The 17698-nt window shown below is 64.8% G+C and carries 14 protein-coding genes; 13 read left to right on the forward strand and 1 reads right to left on the reverse strand.

Translation table 11 applies throughout. From position 1 onward, the window contains the following. Positions 1-3 precede the first annotated feature (3 nt). The gene (ligD, locus tag C7416_RS16570; protein ID WP_111519923.1) at positions 4-2541 is read right to left on the reverse strand and encodes a DNA ligase D; all 2538 of its coding nucleotides are present in this window, start codon (positions 2539-2541) and stop codon (positions 4-6) included. A 363-nt stretch (positions 2542-2904) separates the two neighbouring features. On the opposite strand from ligD, the gene C7416_RS16575 reads away from it, so the two are divergent. The 13 genes from C7416_RS16575 (at position 2905) to C7416_RS16635 (ending at position 17630) form a co-directional block, all read left to right on the forward strand. Continuing rightward, positions 2905-3561 carry a carboxymuconolactone decarboxylase family protein gene (locus C7416_RS16575; protein WP_111519924.1) on the forward strand — a complete coding sequence of 219 codons (657 nt, stop codon included), beginning with the start codon at positions 2905-2907 and terminating at the stop codon, positions 3559-3561. Between the two features lie 62 nt (positions 3562-3623). Next, positions 3624-4901 carry an SLC5/6 family protein gene (locus C7416_RS16580; RefSeq protein WP_111519925.1) on the forward strand — a complete coding sequence of 426 codons (1278 nt, stop codon included), beginning with the start codon at positions 3624-3626 and terminating at the stop codon, positions 4899-4901. Between the two features lie 7 nt (positions 4902-4908). After that, positions 4909-6132: a MalY/PatB family protein gene (locus C7416_RS16585; protein ID WP_240988242.1), complete on the forward strand. Its 1224-nt coding sequence runs from the start codon at positions 4909-4911 to the stop codon at positions 6130-6132. A 124-nt stretch (positions 6133-6256) separates the two neighbouring features. After that, positions 6257-7159 carry a LysR family transcriptional regulator gene (locus C7416_RS16590; protein ID WP_111519927.1) on the forward strand — a complete coding sequence of 301 codons (903 nt, stop codon included), beginning with the start codon at positions 6257-6259 and terminating at the stop codon, positions 7157-7159. Positions 7160-7295: 136 nt separating this feature from the next. Continuing rightward, on the forward strand, positions 7296-7763 hold the full coding sequence (locus C7416_RS16595) for a PaaI family thioesterase (protein ID WP_111520229.1): 468 nt from the start codon (positions 7296-7298) through the stop codon (positions 7761-7763). Between the two features lie 190 nt (positions 7764-7953). Next, positions 7954-9147 carry a CaiB/BaiF CoA transferase family protein gene (locus C7416_RS16600; protein WP_111519928.1) on the forward strand — a complete coding sequence of 398 codons (1194 nt, stop codon included), beginning with the start codon at positions 7954-7956 and terminating at the stop codon, positions 9145-9147. A 16-nt stretch (positions 9148-9163) separates the two neighbouring features. Next, a complete protein-coding gene (acdA, locus tag C7416_RS16605) occupies positions 9164-10351 on the forward strand; it encodes a 3-sulfinopropanoyl-CoA desulfinase (protein ID WP_111519929.1) in 1188 nt (395 codons plus the stop codon). Between the two features lie 34 nt (positions 10352-10385). Next, entirely contained in the window at positions 10386-11366 is a 981-nt protein-coding gene (locus tag C7416_RS16610) for a Bug family tripartite tricarboxylate transporter substrate binding protein (protein WP_111519930.1), read from the forward strand. 131 nt (positions 11367-11497) lie between these two features. Next, a complete protein-coding gene (locus C7416_RS16615) occupies positions 11498-12691 on the forward strand; it encodes a mandelate racemase/muconate lactonizing enzyme family protein (protein WP_111519931.1) in 1194 nt (397 codons plus the stop codon). A 63-nt stretch (positions 12692-12754) separates the two neighbouring features. Beyond that, on the forward strand, positions 12755-13708 hold the full coding sequence (locus C7416_RS16620) for a tripartite tricarboxylate transporter substrate binding protein (RefSeq protein WP_240987726.1): 954 nt from the start codon (positions 12755-12757) through the stop codon (positions 13706-13708). 67 nt (positions 13709-13775) lie between these two features. After that, positions 13776-14738 carry a hydroxyacid dehydrogenase gene (locus tag C7416_RS16625; RefSeq protein ID WP_111519933.1) on the forward strand — a complete coding sequence of 321 codons (963 nt, stop codon included), beginning with the start codon at positions 13776-13778 and terminating at the stop codon, positions 14736-14738. Between the two features lie 17 nt (positions 14739-14755). Then, positions 14756-17041, forward strand: a complete 2286-nt coding sequence (locus C7416_RS16630; protein ID WP_111519934.1) for a molybdopterin-dependent oxidoreductase — start codon at positions 14756-14758, stop codon at positions 17039-17041. Positions 17042-17069: 28 nt separating this feature from the next. Further along, positions 17070-17630, forward strand: a complete 561-nt coding sequence (locus C7416_RS16635; protein WP_111519935.1) for a cysteine dioxygenase family protein — start codon at positions 17070-17072, stop codon at positions 17628-17630. The last annotated feature ends 68 nt before the right edge of the window (positions 17631-17698 follow it).

Raw genomic sequence — 17698 nt, forward strand, 5'->3', positions numbered from 1 at the left:
GATTCAGCTTAAGCGTTCGATGGCCTCCGTCAAAGTCTGGCGTGTGTCCCAGTACGACTGCCAGGGGTCGGCCAGCTGGAAACTCAAATACTCGCGCGCGTCGCGGATGGTCCACTGCGCGCCGCTTTTCAGTTTGGAAAGTTGCTCCCACGACACTGGCATGGAGACGCCCAGGCCCGGCCGCGCCCGTGCCGAAAATGCGGCGGCGGTGGTTTGTGAAAAGCCGTTGCGCAGATAATCGACAAAGATGCGCCCCTTGCGGTTGGCGGCTCCCGAGCGGGCGGTGAAGCGCTGCGGCAACGTGGCGGCCAGGTGCTTGACGGCCGCATGTGAAAACGCCTTCACTTCATCGTAGTTGCGCCGCGGCGCCAGCGGCACCACCACATGCAGGCCCTTGCCGCCGCTGGTCTTCAGCCAGCACTGCAGGCCCAGCTCGTCCAGCAGCGTGCGCATCAGCATGGCGGCTTCCAGCATGGTTTCCCACGCCACGCCTTCGCCGGGATCGAGGTCGAAGATGACCCGGTCCGGATGGTCGATATCGCGCGCGGTGGAATTCCAGGTGTGGAACTCCACCACGTTCATCTGGGCGGCCGCGATAATGGCTTCGGGCGAGTCGGCGGTCAGCAATGCCGCATGGCCCGGCCACAGTGAAACTGGCTGCTCGGTAAGGCCCGGCATCGCGGTCTCGGCATGCTTCTGGAAGAAGGTGGGCGCGTCGATGCCCTCCGGTGCGCGCACCAGCGAGAGCGGGCGGTCCAGCAGATGCGGCAGCATCACGGTGGCGACGCTTTCGTAGTAGCGCACCAGTTCCAGCTTGGTGATGCCCCTGGACTGGTCGATGACCCGTTCCGGGTTGGTGACCTTGATGGCGGCTACGCCATGGGGCGTGACCGAGGTCTGCACCGCTTCGCGCCGGATCGACCTGACGGCATGGTCGGTGCGCAGCCCTTTGAAGGAAGCGTGGCGGACCTGTCCATCCGGCGTCCACTCGGTGAACTCCACCTCTGCGACGAGCTTCGGCCTGACCCAGCGCACCACGGCAGGCCGCCGGCCGCCCCAGCGCCCGCTGCCGCGGGCCTCCGTCGAGAAAGGACTGTCCTTGACTTCCAGTGCCGCCAGGCGCTTGCGCAAGTCCGTCGCAGTGGTGCTGTCCCAACCGGTGCCAACGCCGCCGGCATAGACCAGCGCGCCATCCGCGTAGACACCCAGATACAGCCTGCCCACCTCGGCGGCGGCGCCTTCGCGTTCCGAGAAGCCGCCGATCACGAACTCCTGGCGCAGCTTGCATTTCGCCTTCAGCCAGCTCTGCGTCCGTGCCGAAACATAGGGGGCATCGGCGCGCTTGAACATCAGCCCCTCGAGCCCGAGCCGGCAGGCCGCCTGGAACATCTGCGCCGGCGGCGCCTCGAAGGCTTCGCTGAAGCGCACCCGCTCAGAGCGGTCGGCAACCAGCGCGGCCAGCTTGGCCCGGCGCTGCGCCAGCGGCAGCTCGCGCAGGTCGCGGCCTTCCCAGTAGGGCAGGTCGAAGGCGAAGTAGACGATCGCCTCGTGGCGATGCCCGTCGATGGCGTTCTGCAAGGCGTTGAAATCCGGCATGTCGTCGCGCAGCACCACGATCTCGCCGTCCAGCCAGCCTTGCGAGATATCGAGCTTCTCGATTTCCGCCGCCAGCGAGCTCAGCCTGCGCGTCCAGTCGTGCCCGTTGCGCGTGAACAGCGTTGCCCGGGCATCGTCGATCCTTGCCAGGATCCGATACCCGTCGAACTTGGTTTCGATGATCCAGCCGGTGCCGGCAGGAAGGGTAGGGGACAGCGTGGCCAGCTGCGGCCGCAGCTTTGCCGGCAATGGCGCGCGCGGCGCGCGCTGGATGGCCTGTGTCGGATCATCATCGTCGGCGACGCCCGGTGCCTCGCGCAATGCGCCCAGCGGCTTCGCGATGACGCTGTCCGGCAACGCGGCCAGCACATCGAACTCCGCCAGCGGCCGCGCCCAGGCATCACGCTTCTTGAAGAGGATCCACTGCTCGGACTTGTCGCCCGGCTTGGCGATGCGCACCAGTTCCCAGCGGCCTGCCAGCTTCTCGCCGTGCAGATCGAAGACGAGCTTGCCGGCGGCCATGCCGTCATGCGGATCGCCAACCGGCGTCCAGCTACCGCGATCCCAGACGATCACAGCACCCGCGCCATACTGCTTTGGCGGGATCTCGCCTTCGAAGCCGGCATAGTCGAGCGGGTGGTCTTCGACATGGATCGCGATGCGCTTCTCGGCCGGGTCGTAGCACGGTCCCTTGGGCACGGCCCAGCTGAGCAGCACGCCGTCGAGTTCGAGACGGAAATCATAGTGCAGGCGGCTGGCCCAGTGCTTCTGGACGACGAAGCGCAGCGGCCCGGCATCCTGGCGCGGCCGTGGCTGCGCTGGCTTCCCGCGGGGCTCGGGCGTGATGCCGAAATTTCTCTTCTTGCTGTAACGCTCGAGACCGCCCGCGGGCGCGGTGCCGCCATGCCTGGTGGCGGACGTAGCCCGGGGTTTGCGGCTTGCCATGGCGTTGCCCGATGTCGTTGCCCAGATCAGCGGACCTCGGTGGGCGCCGCGCAGGGCACGCACGCCGCCAAGTGCCAGGACCCATCGGCGGCTACGAGGTGGAGGTTCTTCCCGGCCATGGCGGTCTCCCGGAGTGATGCGGCCAGTCTGCGCGCGGAGGCGGACGCGGGGTATCGGAGGCCGTCTGACAAGATGCGCGGGAAAGTGCATCTTGCGACAGCGCTGCTACAACGCAAGGGGGACACGTGTGGGCGCAGCCAACCCTTCCTGCACGCCCGCTTGAGTTTCATTTCAATTGAGCATGGTTTTCCCGGCGCGATAGCCTAGCGCGAATGCATAACCATGAAAGCAAGGGAGACACCGATGGCCGCTGCAAGCCTGACGAAAGTGATATCCAGGATCAAGGGTCCGGCATCGAGCTATGTGCAGGCATTCGAAGCTCACCGTACTTCCCTGCATGCGCCGAACGACGCGCAAGAGGTCCTGACGGCCCGGCAGCGCTTGCTCGTCCGGATCGCGGCTGCCGTCGCTATCCCCTGCAAGGAAATGCTGCAAAGCTGCAGTAGCGAGGCCGAGGGCATGCTGGCGCGAGACGAGATCGAACAAGCCGTCAGCGTTGCCACGGCCTTGCGTGCCGGTGCCGCGGTGGCGTACGGCAGGCTGGCCTACAAATATCTGAGCGGGGATGCGGAAGGGACCGGAGTCTCCTCGGCGGTGTCGGAAATCAAGCGGGACCGCGAACTGATGACGCAATTCCGCAAGGCATCGCCCGCCGATTTCGAACGGCTGACGAAGATGCTGGGCGAGATGCACAAGGATGGCTTGCCGCTGTCCCGGGCCGACTACGAATTGCTTGCGATCGGCTGCGCGACCATCACCCAATGCGTCTATTGCATGGAGCGTCATGTCGATGCGGCGCGGGCGCTGGGCGTCCTGCCGGCGCAGATTGCCCAGGTCGTTCACCTGGCCGTCTCGGCCCGGATCGAAGCGTCGTTCCTCGCGGCCGCCGAGATCCTGTAGCAGCAAAGCTGCCGACCTGCGCAGCGTTCTGACAATCCGTCAAAAAGAAGTACGGAGGAGACTTGAGACAACTAACCATTTCGGCCGGCGAGATGCGCGTGCCGTTCACCCGCTATGACCTCGGCTGGGTGATCCTGTGTATCGGCATGGCCATCGGTGCCGGCGTGGTGTTCCTGCCGGTCCAGATCGGCATCATGGGAGTCTGGGTATTCATTGCATCGGTGATGCTGGCCTACCCGGCGCTCTACCTGATGCAGAACCTGTACCTGAGAACCCTGTCGGAGAGCGCGGATTGCGACAGCTACGCCAGCATCACCACCCACTATCTTGGCAAGAACTGGGGGTTATTCCTGAGCATTGCCTATCTGCTGATGCTGCTGAAGGGGATGCTGACCTACTCCATGGCCGTCACCTTCGACAGCGCCAAGTATCTGCAGACCTTCGGTGTCACCGACCAGCTGCTGTCGGATAACCCGCTGTATTCCCTCGCAGTGCTGGCGGGGCTGGTGGCCATTGCCGCGCAGGGCGAAAAGCTGCTGTTCAAGGTGTCCGGGCCGCTGGTGATCCTGAAGCTCGCCATCGTGCTGCTGCTCGGCTTTGTCATGATCCCCCACTGGAACGTCATGGCGAATCTGCCGGCGTTGCCCGACCTCAAGCAGCTGGCGATCGACACGGTGCTGACCTTGCCCTTCACGGTGTTCTCTATCCTGTTCGTGCAGATCCTGAGCCCGATGAACATCGCCTTCCGCAAGCAGGAATCCGATCCGCGGATCGCCACCTACCGCGCGATCCGCGCGCACCGGGTGGCCTATGCGGTGCTGGTGGTGTCGGTGCTGTTCTTTGCGACCTCGTTCACGTTCTCGCTGTCGCACGAGCAGGCATTGTCCGCCAAGGCGCAGAACATCTCGGCCCTGGCCCTCGCCGGCAGCGTGATTCCGGGGGCCGACGTGCTGCTGATGACCACCGCGCTGAACGTGTTTGCCATCGTGACCGCATTCTTCGGGCTGTACCTGGGCATCGACGAGGCGGTTTCCGGCCTTGCCATCAATGTGCTGTCCCGTTTCATTCCGCGCGAGCGCATCAACCGGAAGGCGGTATCGATCGGGACCTCGGTGCTGATCGTCGGTGCGCTCTGGTTCTGGGTCCAGTCGAAGTTCTCGATCCTGCTGCTGCAGCAGATCGCCGCACCGATCTACGGCATTACCTCGTTCATGATCCCTTGCCTGCTGGTCTACAAGGTTCCCGCTTTGCACGCCTACAAGTCGAGATCGGTGTACCTGGTGCTTTTCGTCGGCGTGGTCGTATGCATGACGCCGGTACTGAAGGCGCTGGGATATTGAGGTCGCGATGATGGAAAGGGAAGGAAGGGATGTGATGGCAAGCGGTGCAGAGTTTGATTTTGACGAAGTGGTGGATCGCAGCGAGTCCAGCTCGATGAAATGGTGCTTTCCGGGCAGCTTCCTCACGCCGGAGCAGGTCCGGGCCAGGCCAATCCCGATGTGGCTTGCGGACATGGATTACCGCTCTCCGCCCACGGTGACGGCGGCCATCCAGCAGGTGGTGGCCAAGGGTGTATTCGGGTACAGCTCCGTGCCGGACAGCTACTTCGGCGCCGTGGCAGGCTGGCAGGAACGGCGTTTCGGCTGGCATGTCGAGAATGCATGGATCGTGCCGGTGGCAAGCGTGATTGCCGCGCTCAAGACCGTGATCCATGCGTTCACCCGTCCCGGTGATTCGGTGTTGATCCAGCCGCCGGTCTATGTGCATTTCCACCACGATGTGCTGATCAACGGGCGCCACCTCGCCACGGCGCCGCTGGCGTTCGACGGCGAGCGCTACCGCTTCGACGCGGAGGCCTTCGAGCGCGCGATCCAGCCGGATACGCGGCTGTTCATCCTGTGCAATCCCCACAATCCGACCGGCAACGTATGGACCCCGGACGAGTTGCGCACCATGGGCGATATCTGCCGCCGTCACGGGGTGCTGGTCGTCTCCGATGAAATCCATGGCGACTTCGTCTTCGGCGGCAGGCGCCACACCCCGTTCGCCTCGCTGGGCGACGAGTATGCGCAGAGCAGCGTCACCTGCATCTCGGCAAGCAAGACTTTCAACCTGGCCGGCCTGCAGTGCGCGAACATCGTCGTCTCGGACCCGCGCAAGCGCGACGAGATCCGCCGAGCGATCGAGCGGAATATGAACGCGCACGTCAACATGATCGGCGCCATGGCGACGGAGGCTGCTTATAGGACCGGCGACCGATGGGTGGATGCACTGGTGGCAAAGGTGGCAGCGAACCATGCGTACTTCCGCGCCGCGTTGAACGCCCGTGTCGGGGGCATCCGCGTGCTCGATACGGATTCCCTCTATCTGGCGTGGCTCGACTGCCGGGGACTTGAGTTGCCGCCCGCACAGCTGGAAGACTTCCTGCTGACCAGGGCGCGCGTCTGGTTCGATCGCGGACCGAAGTTCGGCAAGGAGGGTCACGGCTTCATGCGGGCCAACCTGGCGTGCCCACGCAGCACGCTGGACCGCGCCATCTCGCAGCTGGCGGAGGTGCTGCCACGCAGGTAGGCGAAGACGTGCCCTGCTGTGGGGCCCGTAGATTGACACGCCGCCGCAATGACACTATTTTCAGCGATCCATGGGGATGGATGACATCCGCCTCAACACTCGATGTATTGCCTCCGGATCGTCCATGCGCAAGTCTGAAAGAGCTCAGCACCCCACCCTGCGGCAACTGGAGCTGCTCCTCGCACTGGTTTCTTCCGATGGCATAGCGGGCGCCGGCGCCAAGCTCGGCATGACGCCGTCCGCCACCAGCCACGCGTTGCGGGCGCTGGAGGATGCACTCGGGGTCCAGCTGGTGGAGCGCAACCAGAGCGGCCTGTCGCTGACCTACGCTGGCGAACAGGTGCTGCCGCATGTGCGGGACGTGTTCGCCTCGTTGCAGCTGGTGACCGCCACTGCGCGTGCCGGCGCGGAGTTGAAGACCGGGCTGATCCGCATCGGCTCGTTCGGCGCCAGTGCGTCGCTGCACGCGCTGCCTGCGCTGCTGCAGCAGTTCCGGGCCAGGTATCCGGGCGTGAGCGTGGTCGTCACTGAACGGCCGGACGAGGAAACCAGCCAGGACCTGATCGAGCGCCGCATCGAGCTGGCCGCGGTCACGTTGCCCAAGCCCGACTTCGAGACCATTACGCTGGCGGTCGACGAGTTAGTTGCGGTGCTGCCCGCTGACCATGAGCTGGCCGGGCAGCCCGAAGTCCAGCTCGCCGACATCACCCGCTTTCCGTTCATCATGACGCGCGCGGGTTCGCAGAAATTGATCCAGAGACTATTCGCGCGCCATGGTTGTCGTCCCACGATCGCGCATGAGCTGCTGCAGATCATGTCGATTCTGGAGTACGTGTCCCGTGGCGAAGGCGTCTCGATCCTGGCCCGGCTTGCGGTCCCGGATGCGTATCCGGGCGTGCGCTATGTTCCGCTGCTGCCCCAGACCCGCCGCAGCATCGGTCTGGCATGCCTGGGCGAGAACAAGCTGTCGCCCGCGGCCAAGGCGCTGTGGCAGGAGGCGAAGCGGTTCAGCGTGGCCAGGTACTGAGGCCGTGGTCCGGCGCGCATTGAAATCCGATTCAATTGCACATGAGCGAGGCCGCTCTTAGGCTCGGGGCATTTGCCGGAACCCGCCCGCTGCACGCTGCGGCGTTACGGGGACTAGCCACTATTGCCTCTTGACCATGAGTGATATCGAGCACGCCGACGTCTGGATCCAGAAAGAATATTCCCCCGAGAACAGCCACTGCTATGGGTGCGGTGTCGCCAACCCTCATGGCAACGGACTCAGGACCTACCTGAACGGCACAGAAACAGTTTCCCGTTTCACGCCGGACCCGATGTACAGCGGTGGCGTGCCTGGCAACGTCTACGGCGGCATGATCGCATCGCTGTTCGATTGCCACGGCACCGCTTCCGCTGCCGCCTTTCACAGGCAGCAGTCGGACGACCCCTCCGGACCCTTGGGCCGGTTCGTTACCGCTTCACTCCACGTCAACTTCCTTGCACCCACGCCGCAGGCGCAGGTACTGACGGTGTCGGGAAAACTGAAAGCCATCGACGGCCGCAAGGTGTGGGTCGAGATGACGCTCACGGCGGGCGAGACTCTCTGTGCCACCGCCGAGATGCTTGCCATCGCCCTGCGCAAATGACAACACCGGCGGCTGCGTAGGGGTTCTCCTCTGCTTGCGCCGCAATTCAATTGAGCTTGTCGGACACCGATTCTTAGAATCGATCGCATGACCTGCAAGGAGAACTTGTCATGCGATGCAGTAGAACGCCGAACCGCAGCGTGGCCGTAGCAGGCCAGTGCCCAGCGGCCCAATGCTTGCGAGGTGCGCAATGAACGTGCCTCCTGACCGCCTGGCGCTGGCCGGCATCAAGGTTCTCGACCTCTCGCGAATCCTTGCCGGGCCTAGCGCGACGCAGCTGCTTGGTGACCTTGGCGCCGATGTCGTCAAGGTCGAGCGCCCCGGGGAGGGTGACGATACCCGCAAATGGGGTCCCCCATACATCGAGGACGCCGCCGGTAACCCGACGCAGGAAAGCGCGTACTACCTCAGCGCCAATCGCAACAAGCGCTCGATTGCGATCGATCTGGCGTTGGAGGCAGGGCGCGCGCTGATCCATGACCTGCTGCAGCATGCCGACGTGCTGGTGGAGAACTACAAGGTCGGTGGGCTGGCGCGCTATGGACTGTCGTACGAGCAGCTCAAGACACAGTACCCCAGGCTGATCTACTGCTCGATCACGGGGTTCGGCCAGACCGGCCCTTACGCCCAGCGACCGGGCTACGACTTCCTGATCCAGGGCATGGGCGGCATCATGAGCCTCACCGGCGAGCCCGACGGCCAGCCGATGAAGGTCGGCGTCGGCATCGCCGATGTCATGACTGGCATGTATGCCGCGGTGGGCATCCTCGCCGCGCTGCAGTACCGCGCCGCGCATGGCCGCGGCCAGCATATCGATGTGTCGCTGCTCGATTCGCAGATTGCGTGGCTGGTGAACGGCGCCACCAACTACCTTGCCGACGGTGTGCTGCCGCAACGGCTCGGCAACGGGCATCCCAATATCGTGCCCTATCAGGTGTTCGATACCGCTGACGCACCGATGATCCTCGCGGTCGGCAACGATGGCCAGTTCGAGCGGTTCTGCGAGGTCGCCGACCTGATGCACGTCGCCGCGGATGCGCGGTTCCGCACCAACCCGGCGCGGGTTGCCAATCGCAAAGCGGTGTGCGAGCTGGTTGCCGCGGCACTACGCCAGCGTGGCCGGTCCGAATGGCTCGCCGCGCTGGAAGACGCGGGGGTGCCATGCGGCCCGGTGAACAACCTCGAAGACGTTTTCAACGACCCGCATGTCAAGGCACGGGGCGCTGAGATCCGCATGCCCTGTGAATGGGCAAAGGACGGCCAGCTGCGGCTGCTCGCCAATCCGCTCAAGCTGTCAGAGACGCCCGCGACCTATCGAAAACCCCCGCCCCGGCTGGACGAGCATCGCGACGCGATCCTGAAAGACTGGCTCGGCAACTCATAAACCAATGGAGAGACGCATGTTCGAACTGACCGCTGAACAAAGAGAACTGCAACTGGCCGCGCGCGACCTGGCGCAGAACGCATTCGCACCGACCGCTGCCGACACCGACCTGACCGAGGCCTATCCCTGGCAGAACGTGGACCGGCTGCTTGCCGCAGGCTTCATGGGGATGACGATCCCGAAGGAGCTGGGCGGACAAGGTCGCAGCTACCACGATACCGTGATCGTGATCGAGGAGATGGCGAAGGCGTGCGCCACCATGGGCCGCATTACCGTCGAAGCCAACATGGGTGCGATCGGCGCCATCCTGCGCTATGGCACCGACGAGCAGCGCAAGCTCGCCGCGGCGGCCGTGCTCAGCGGCGACAAGCCTGCCATCTGCATCTCCGAGCCCAACGCCGGCAGCGCCGCCAGCGAGATGACCACCCGCGCGGACCGGGTCGGCGACGACTACATCCTGAACGGCGAAAAGTACTGGATCACCGGCGGCGGTGTCTCGCGCCTGCACTTGATCTTCGCCCGCGTGTTCGACGACGGTGTCGACCAGGGCATCGGCGCGTTCATCTGCGTGCGCGATGGCAATGCTCCCGACGGCCTGGTAATCGGTCGCCGTCTCTACGCGATGGGCGTGCGCGGCATTCCCGAGACGCATATCGAGTTCCGCGACCTGAAGATCCACAAATCCATGCTGGTGGTACCGCCGGGCGGGCTGCAGCGCGGCTTCGCGGCGCTGATGAACGCGTACAACGCGCAGCGAGTCGGTGCCGGCACGGTGGCGCTCGGCATCGCGCAGGGCGCGTTCGAGGAAGGCGTGCGCTATGCGAAGTCGCGCCAGCAGTTCGGCCGCCCCATCGCCGAATTCCAGGGCCTGCAGTGGATGATCAGCGATATGTCGGTGCAACTGGAGGCCGCGCGCTTGCTGTTGCACTCGGCCGCGTGCAGCGGCAAGGAGTTTCCCGACATGGCCCGCGCCGCCCGCGCCAAGATCTTCGCAGCCGAGACGGCCAACAAGGTCACCAACGATGCGCTGCAGCTCTATGGGTCGTCTGGCTATGGCCGGCATAACCCGATGGAGCGGCACGTCCGCGATGCCCGGATGTTCACCATTGCCGGCGGCACCGCGCAGATCCTGAGAACGCAGGTCGCGGCGAGCGTGCTCGAGATGAAGCTGCCGCAGACTCGCCACGGCTACGTCGCGAAATAAGGCCGGTCGCAAAAATAACGGAGGAGACAAAGATATGAAGCGCAGAGACTTCATAAAAGCCCTGTCGTATATCGGCGCGGGGTCCATGGCGCCGCTTGTGGGTGTGCGCGCTGCGAGCGGGGCCTATCCCGCTGCGCCGGTGCGGCTAGTCGCGCCGTTCCCGCCAGGCGGCACCGTCGATATCCTGGCACGGCTGGTTTCGTCGCAACTTGCGCGCGAGCTATCCCAATCGGTGATCGTCGAGAATCGCGCCGGTGCGGGCGGTACCATCGGTGCGGATGCGGTGGCGCGCGCCAGGCCGGATGGCTACACCGTGCTGTTTGGCGCTGCGCATCACGCCATCGCCCAGACCGTCTATCCGGCGCTGCCCTATGACATCCGCAACATGGTGCCGGTCAGCTTCCTCGGGCGGGTGGACCATGTGCTGCTGGTGACCAACAAGCTGCCGGTAAAGAACGTCGCCGAACTGATCGCCTACCTGAAGGCGAATCCCGACAAGCTGGCCTACGGCTCGCCCGGCACCGGCACGCTGCACCACCTGATGGCGGAGCAGTTCAAGGCCGTCACCGGAACCCGGATGATGCACGTCCCCTACAAGGGCTCCAGCCCCGCGCTGGTCGACCTGATCTCCGGGACCATCCAGGTCTACTTCGAAACCATGCCGTCGGCGCTGCAGTATGTCCGCAGCGGAAGCGTGCGGGCGCTCGCGGTGACTTCCAAGCAGCGCTCGCGCACGCTGCCGGACCTTCCCACCATCGCCGAGTCCGGCGTGCCCAACTATGACGCGGCGAGCTGGTACGGCTTGTTCGCGCCACGCGGCACGCCGGTGCAGGTCGTTACCGCGCTCAACGGCGCCACGGCCCGGGCGTTTGCCCACGATGCCTTTGTCGAGCAATGGCGGCGCCAGGGTGCCGAGCCCGGCGGGGGCAATCCAGAGGTGCTGCGCAAGCTGCTGCTGAGCGAAGTCGACCGCTGGAGCGCCGTGGCGCGGGACGCCAACATCCGGGTCGAATAGCACGAGCTGCCCTCGTCGGGGCTGTCATCACGGCATGGGAGTGCTGTGCATCCTCTCATGCCACATCTCGCAATGGTCGGCTGCCACCTGGCGCGCCGGCCATCCAACCCAAACTGCCTGGGGAGACCATCATGAAAATTACCAAGATCGAAGTGCTCGAGGCCGAACTGTCCGGCCAGGGCGGCATTGCCTCGTGGCATCACGTTTTCGCGAGGGTTCACACCGACGAAGGCGTGACCGGACTCGGCGAGGTCGGCATGGCCTACGGGACCGGCGCGCAGGCCGCGGGGCCGATGGTGCTGGCGCTGGGCCAGCGCTTCGTGCTGGGCCACAACGCGTTTTCGACCGAATCTATTTGGGAGCGGATGCTGCGCAAGTCCTTCTGGGCCGAAGGGGGCGGGCCCGTGGTGTTCGGCGCCATGAGCGCGCTCGACGCGGCGCTCTGGGACATCAAAGGCAAGGCGCTTGGCTTGCCCGTGCATCGGCTGCTGGGCGCCGACACGCCGGCGCCGCTGCGCTGCTATGCCAGCCAGCTTCAGTTCGACTGGGCCGGGGAAACGGTGAACCTTGTCGACCCGGCGCGGTATCGCGAAGCCGCGGTCCGTGCGCGCGAGGAAGGCTACGACTGCGTCAAGGTCGATCCGCTGATGATCGCGCCGGACGGCAGCCGCGCTGCCAGGCTGCGCGGCATCCTGACACCCGAGCAGCGCAAGATGCTGCGCGCGCGCATGGAGGCGGTGCGGGACGGCATTGGCCCCGACGCCGACATCATCCTGGAGTTGCACTCCTTCACTTCCACGGCAGGCGCACTGCAGGCGGCGGAAACCTTGAAGGACCTGGGGATTCTTTTTATGGAGGAGCCGACTCATTACAACGGCGCGCATGCGCACAACCGTGCCGCGCGCAAGTCGCCGGTGCCGGTAGCCGCCGGCGAGCGGCTCTATACCCGTTGGGGCTTCCTGCCGTACCTGGAGGCCGGGTCGATCGACATGATCCAGCCGGACGTGGGCCTGGTCGGTGGCATCAGCGAGGCCTGCAAGATTGCCCACCTCGCGCACACCTTCGATGTGGGGGTGCAGGCCCATGTGTGCGGATCGCCGCTGGCCACAGCGATTGCACTGCAGTTTGAAGCGGCCATCCCCAATTTCGAAATTCATGAGCACCACACGTATGCGCTGAAGGCGTGTAACAGGGATCTGTTTATCGAGGATCTGCAGCCGCAGGGCGGCCGCTTCCACGTGCCGACGGCACCGGGCCTGGGCATGACGCTCGCGCCCGAAGCAGAGCGGCGCATGGTTACCACCTTCGTCGAGCTCGGCGATTAAGCAGCAGGCAGGGCGCTGACCCGCATATCCCCAGCAAAACATAAGATCGATTGGAGACAAAGCATGCGAGCACTACTTTCCCTGTTTCTCTTAAGCGCCGTCGTATCCCCCGCGATGGCGCAGGACGGCTACCCGAGCCGACCGGTCACCGCCTTGGTCGGGTATCTTCCGGGCGGTGCCGCGGACCTTGTCACGCGCAAGCTGGCAGCGGTCATGGCGCCCAGGTTCCCCTCGGGCATCGTGGTCGAAAACAAGCCGGGTGTCGGTGGCAGCCTGGCGGTGTCGACGCTCGCGATGGCCAAGCCAGACGGGTATCAGTTCGCATTCGTACCCAACTCGAACCTGGCGCTGTCGCCGCAGGTCAATTCGTTGTCCTATAAATCGCCGGACGATGTCACGCCAGTCATCAACATCGTCAACTTCGCCCCGGTGATGCTGGTGCCGAGCAGTTCGCCTTACCAGACGCTGCAGGACTTGCTCAATGCGGCCAAGAAGGCCCCGGAAAGCCTTAGCGTGGGTTTTCCGGGCGTGACGACTCTGAGCCATCTCAACCTGCTCCAGTTCGAGCGCCTGGCCGGTGTGCAGCTGATCGACGTGGCCCAGAAGGGTTGGGGAGAAGGGGGCCCCCAATTGCTGGGCGGGCACATCACCGCCGCGATCGCGCAGCCCATCGAGGCGGTGCCGTACCTGAAGTCAGGAAAGATGCGTGCGCTCGGCTCCTTCAGCGAAACGCGGCAGTCACGATTGCCGGACGTGCCAACGATGAAGGAGCAGGGCGTCGCGGCGGATTTCGGCGTGCGCTACCTCATCGTCGTTCCCAAAGGAACGCCGGCACCCGTGGTGAAGTACATCCATGATGCCGCCAAGGCGGCCATGGAAACGCCGGAATTCAGGAAATTTGCCGCGGACAACGCACTGGATATCGCCTACCAGGATGGTGCCACCGCGCGCGAGGCGGCCTGGGCGGACTACCGCAAGTACACGCCGGTGCTCAAGCAAAGCGGGCTGCTGAAGTAGACCTGGCATCGATGATCGAGACCGAAGTCGACGGCGTAACCGAGCGCCCGGAACCACGAGAGCCAACATGAAGATCCTGATCCCCGAGTTGATTCACCCCCGGTCCCTGGAGCGCCTGCGCAAGGAGCACGAGGTCGTGTTCGACCCTACCCTCTTCGCGCGCCAGGGGGCGCTGCTGGATGCCGCGCGCGATGCCCAGGCCCTGATCGTCCGAAACCGTACGCAGGTGCGTGGCGAGCTGCTCGATGCGCTCGGCCAGTGCCGGGCCGTTGGTCGCCTTGGGGTCGGCCTTGACAATATCGACGTTCCCGCCTGCCAGGAGCGCGGTATCGAAGTGATCCCGGCCCTCGGAGCCAACGCCCGCTCCGTGGCGGAGTATGTCGTGACCTGCGCCATGCTGCTGCTCAGGTTTTCCCACTACAGCGTCAGCGACACGCTGGCCGATGGCTGCTGGACCCGTCCGGCAACGCCGGAAGGCCATGAGGTCTGTGGTCGGACGCTGGGCCTGGTGGGATTCGGCTCGATCGGCCAGTTGACCGGCCGCCTGGCCAGCCGGCTGGACATGCGCGTGGTGGCGCATGACGCCGCGCTTCGGCCGGGGACGTCGCCCGACTTCCCATGCGAAATGCTTCCCCTGAACGAATTGCTGGCCGTCAGTGACGTTGTCAGTCTGCACGTTCCGCTGATGCCGGAGACACGTAGCCTCATCAATGCGGACCGGCTCGCCATGATGCGGCCTGAAGCGGTGCTGATCAATGCCGCGCGAGGGGGCATCGTCGACGAGGCAGCTCTGGCGCGCGCCCTGACGGAAAAAAAGCTCCGGGCGGCCGCACTGGATGTATTCGACGACGAACCGCTGCCTGGCGGGTCGGTGCTGGCGGGGGTGCCGAACCTGCTGCTGACACCGCACGTAGCCGGCGTGACCGCCGATTCGGAGCTGCGAGTTTGTGAACTGGTGGCGCAGCGGGTCCTGGGTGTGCTGGCGAGGACGTCCGGGGACGCGACAGTGCTGCGACAAGCGCCGAAGTGAGCGGCAGGAGGAAATCCATGGCAGTCCAGAAATTTAGCCATTGCAGCCATTGGGGCGCCTATACCCTGCTGGTGGAGAACAACCGGATCGTCGGGGTCGAGCCGTTCGCAGGAGATCCGTCGCCGTCACCGGTCATCCACTCGGTGAAGTACTGGGCCGAGTCCGCCAACCGGATTGCTCAGCCCATGGTCCGGAAGAGCTGGCTCGCCAAGCGCGGGCCGGGCGAGCGAAAGGCCAACGAAGCGTTCGTGCCGGTGTCCTGGGAGCAGGCCAACCAGATCGTCGCCAGCGAGATCGATCGCGTGCGCCATGAGTACGGCAATGCGTCGATCTTCGCGGGCTCCTATGGCTGGACCAGCTGCGGGCGGTTCCATCATGCCCCCTCGCAGATCAAGCGGATGCTGAACCTGGTCGGCGGCTATACCGGCCATGTCGATACCTACAGCATTGCCGCCGGCCCGGTCATCCTGCGCCACGTCCTCGGCGACAGCGAGGCCTGCAATGGTGGCGCCACCACGCTCGATGCCGTGGCCAGGCATGCGCAAACCGTTGTTGTCTTCGGCGGGCTGTCGCCCCGCACGGCCCAGAGCGAGGCCGGCGGTGTTGCACGCCACCAGCTCGAATCCCATTTGCGGGCCATGGTCGATAACGGCGTCAGGTTCTTCCTGGTCTCGCCGATGCGTGACGATTTGCCGGAGTGGGTGCCGGCCGAATGGCTGCCCGTGCGCCCGAACACCGATGCCGCGGTCATGTTGGGGCTGGCCGGAGAAATCGTCTCGGCGAACCGGCACGACCAGGCGTTCCTGAACCGTTATTGCAGCGGCTCCGACCGCTTCCTGGCCTATCTGGCCGGACAGCATGACGGCGTGCGGAAAGACGCGGAGTGGGCCTCGCGGATATCGAGCCTTGACGTTGGTTGTCTCAAGGCGCTCGCCCGCCGCCTGGTCGATACGCGTTCGATGATCACCGTGAGCTGGAGCCTGCAGCGGGCAGACCATGGCGAGCAGCCATACTGGGCGGCCCTGGCGCTGGCGTCGGTGATCGGCCAGATCGGACTGCCCGGCACTGGCGTCGGCTTTGGCTATGGTTCCCTTGGCGGTGTCGGATCGCCGCTTTCCCAGGCGCAATCTCCGGCGTTCCCGCAGGGCGCAAAACCCAATGCAGACTTTATCCCGTGCGCACGCATCGCCGACCTGCTGCTGAAGCCGGGGCGAGAGTTCACGTACGAGGGCATGACGCACACCTACCCTGACATACGGCTGGTGTACTGGGCGGGCGGAAATCCGTTTCACCACCATCAGGATCTGAATCGGCTGCGCAAGGCGTGGTCTCGTCCCGAGACCATTATCGTGCAGGAGCCGATGTGGACGGCAACGGCCCGCCGCGCCGACATTGTGCTTCCCGCGACCACCTCCATCGAGCGGAACGATATTGCGGGCAATCGTCGTTCCGACCACCTGATCGCCATGCATCAAGCCATCCGTCCCCTGGGAATGGCGCGCAATGACTATGACATTGTCCGTGGTATCGCCGCGTGCCTGGGTGTGGAAAGCGCCTTCAGCGAAGGCCGGGATGAGATGCAGTGGATCCGCATGATGTACGAACGCTCGGCGCGGCACAGCCGGGAAAGGCTGGGCGTCGAGCTGCCGGAGTTCGAGACATTCTGGGAACGTGGATCGGCGCCCGTGCCGACCAGGCCCATGTTCACCTATCTCGAAGCTTTCCGGCGTGATCCCGACGGGCATCGCCTCAACACGGAAAGCGGGCGCATCGTGTTGGGTAGCGACAAGCTAGCCACGCTTTGCCTTGACGACTGTCCGCCGTGCCCGTCCTGGATCCCGCCCGCCGAGTGGCTGGGCTGCGCCGGCCCTGAAGCATTTCACCTGGTGTCCCGCCAGCCGGCCGGCAAGCTGCATAGCCAGCTGGACGAGGCGCCGGTCAGCATGGCGACCAAGCATAACGGCCGTGAGCGGGTGTGGATCCATCCGGGCGATGCGGCAAGGCTGTCGATATCCGATGGCGACGCGGTGCGGCTATGGAATGACCGGGGACAGTGCCTGGCATCGGCATCCGTTACCGATGCGGTTCGGCCAGGCGTGCTGATGCTGCCGACGGGCGCGTGGTATGCGCCGGAAGACGAGGGGCCGAACGCCTTAGATGTCGCCGGCAATCCGAACGTGCTGACCCTGGACAAAGGCAGCTCCGGCTTCTCGCAAGGCTGTGCGGCTCACACTTGCCTTGTCAGGATGGAAAAGCATCAACCAGGGGGGCCTGGCAGTGACCTGGGCCGCGCGACGACGTAAGGCTTTGACCCCAGAAAGGAGACATGCAATGAATCTGCCCAAGGTTTTTACCGACTTTATCGCCGGAATGACCCGGATCGTCGATACCGCTGAAGGCAACGAGCGCCGCATCCTCGATGCGGGCGAGAAGCTGCTTGGCGAACTGATTGCCGTGGATGACTGGTTGCCGGAGGCGTACGCGCAGCCGCATCCCCAGTACTACGGCCAATACCTTCTCTATGCCGACCCGGGCGATAGATTCTCGGTGGTCAGCTTTGTCTGGGGCCCGGGCCAGAAGACCCCGGTGCATGACCACACGGTGTGGGCGCTCATCGGCATGCTGCGTGGTGCCGAGACTTCGGAGCGATTCGAAGTCGTTGCGCCAGGGAAGCCGATGCGTTCGCTTGGCAAGGATATGCTCAGGCCCGGCCATATCGATCGGGTGTCGCCGTCGATCGGGGATATCCACCGCGTGGCGAATGCTTACGACGACAGCGTGTCGATCAGCATCCATGTGTATGGCGGCAACATCGGCAAGATTTCCCGTCATGTCTATGACGAGCAAAGCGGGGAACAGAAGACCTTCATTTCCGGCTACACCAACGTCTAGCCGGCCGTGGACGCCGCCGCGAAAGTGGCGGTATCCGTCTATGCGTCGAAGGTGGCCAGCTTCGCGCT

This window comes from Cupriavidus phytorum (assembly GCF_003254285.1).
Classification (GTDB): domain Bacteria; phylum Pseudomonadota; class Gammaproteobacteria; order Burkholderiales; family Burkholderiaceae; genus Cupriavidus; species Cupriavidus phytorum.

Coding starts and splice junctions, on each gene's coding strand:
- C7416_RS16590 (WP_111519927.1), top strand. CDS start 6,257: ATGCGCAAGTCTGAAAGAGCTCAGCACCCCACCCTGCGGCAACTGGAG.
- C7416_RS16620 (WP_240987726.1), top strand. CDS start 12,755: ATGCGAGCACTACTTTCCCTGTTTCTCTTAAGCGCCGTCGTATCCCCC.
- C7416_RS16625 (WP_111519933.1), top strand. CDS start 13,776: ATGAAGATCCTGATCCCCGAGTTGATTCACCCCCGGTCCCTGGAGCGC.
- acdA (WP_111519929.1), top strand. CDS start 9,164: ATGTTCGAACTGACCGCTGAACAAAGAGAACTGCAACTGGCCGCGCGC.
- C7416_RS16600 (WP_111519928.1), top strand. CDS start 7,954: ATGAACGTGCCTCCTGACCGCCTGGCGCTGGCCGGCATCAAGGTTCTC.
- C7416_RS16610 (WP_111519930.1), top strand. CDS start 10,386: ATGAAGCGCAGAGACTTCATAAAAGCCCTGTCGTATATCGGCGCGGGG.
- C7416_RS16615 (WP_111519931.1), top strand. CDS start 11,498: ATGAAAATTACCAAGATCGAAGTGCTCGAGGCCGAACTGTCCGGCCAG.
- C7416_RS16630 (WP_111519934.1), top strand. CDS start 14,756: ATGGCAGTCCAGAAATTTAGCCATTGCAGCCATTGGGGCGCCTATACC.
- ligD (WP_111519923.1), bottom strand. CDS start 2,541: ATGGCAAGCCGCAAACCCCGGGCTACGTCCGCCACCAGGCATGGCGGC.
- C7416_RS16595 (WP_111520229.1), top strand. CDS start 7,296: ATGAGTGATATCGAGCACGCCGACGTCTGGATCCAGAAAGAATATTCC.
- C7416_RS16575 (WP_111519924.1), top strand. CDS start 2,905: ATGGCCGCTGCAAGCCTGACGAAAGTGATATCCAGGATCAAGGGTCCG.
- C7416_RS16635 (WP_111519935.1), top strand. CDS start 17,070: ATGAATCTGCCCAAGGTTTTTACCGACTTTATCGCCGGAATGACCCGG.
- C7416_RS16585 (WP_240988242.1), top strand. CDS start 4,909: ATGATGGAAAGGGAAGGAAGGGATGTGATGGCAAGCGGTGCAGAGTTT.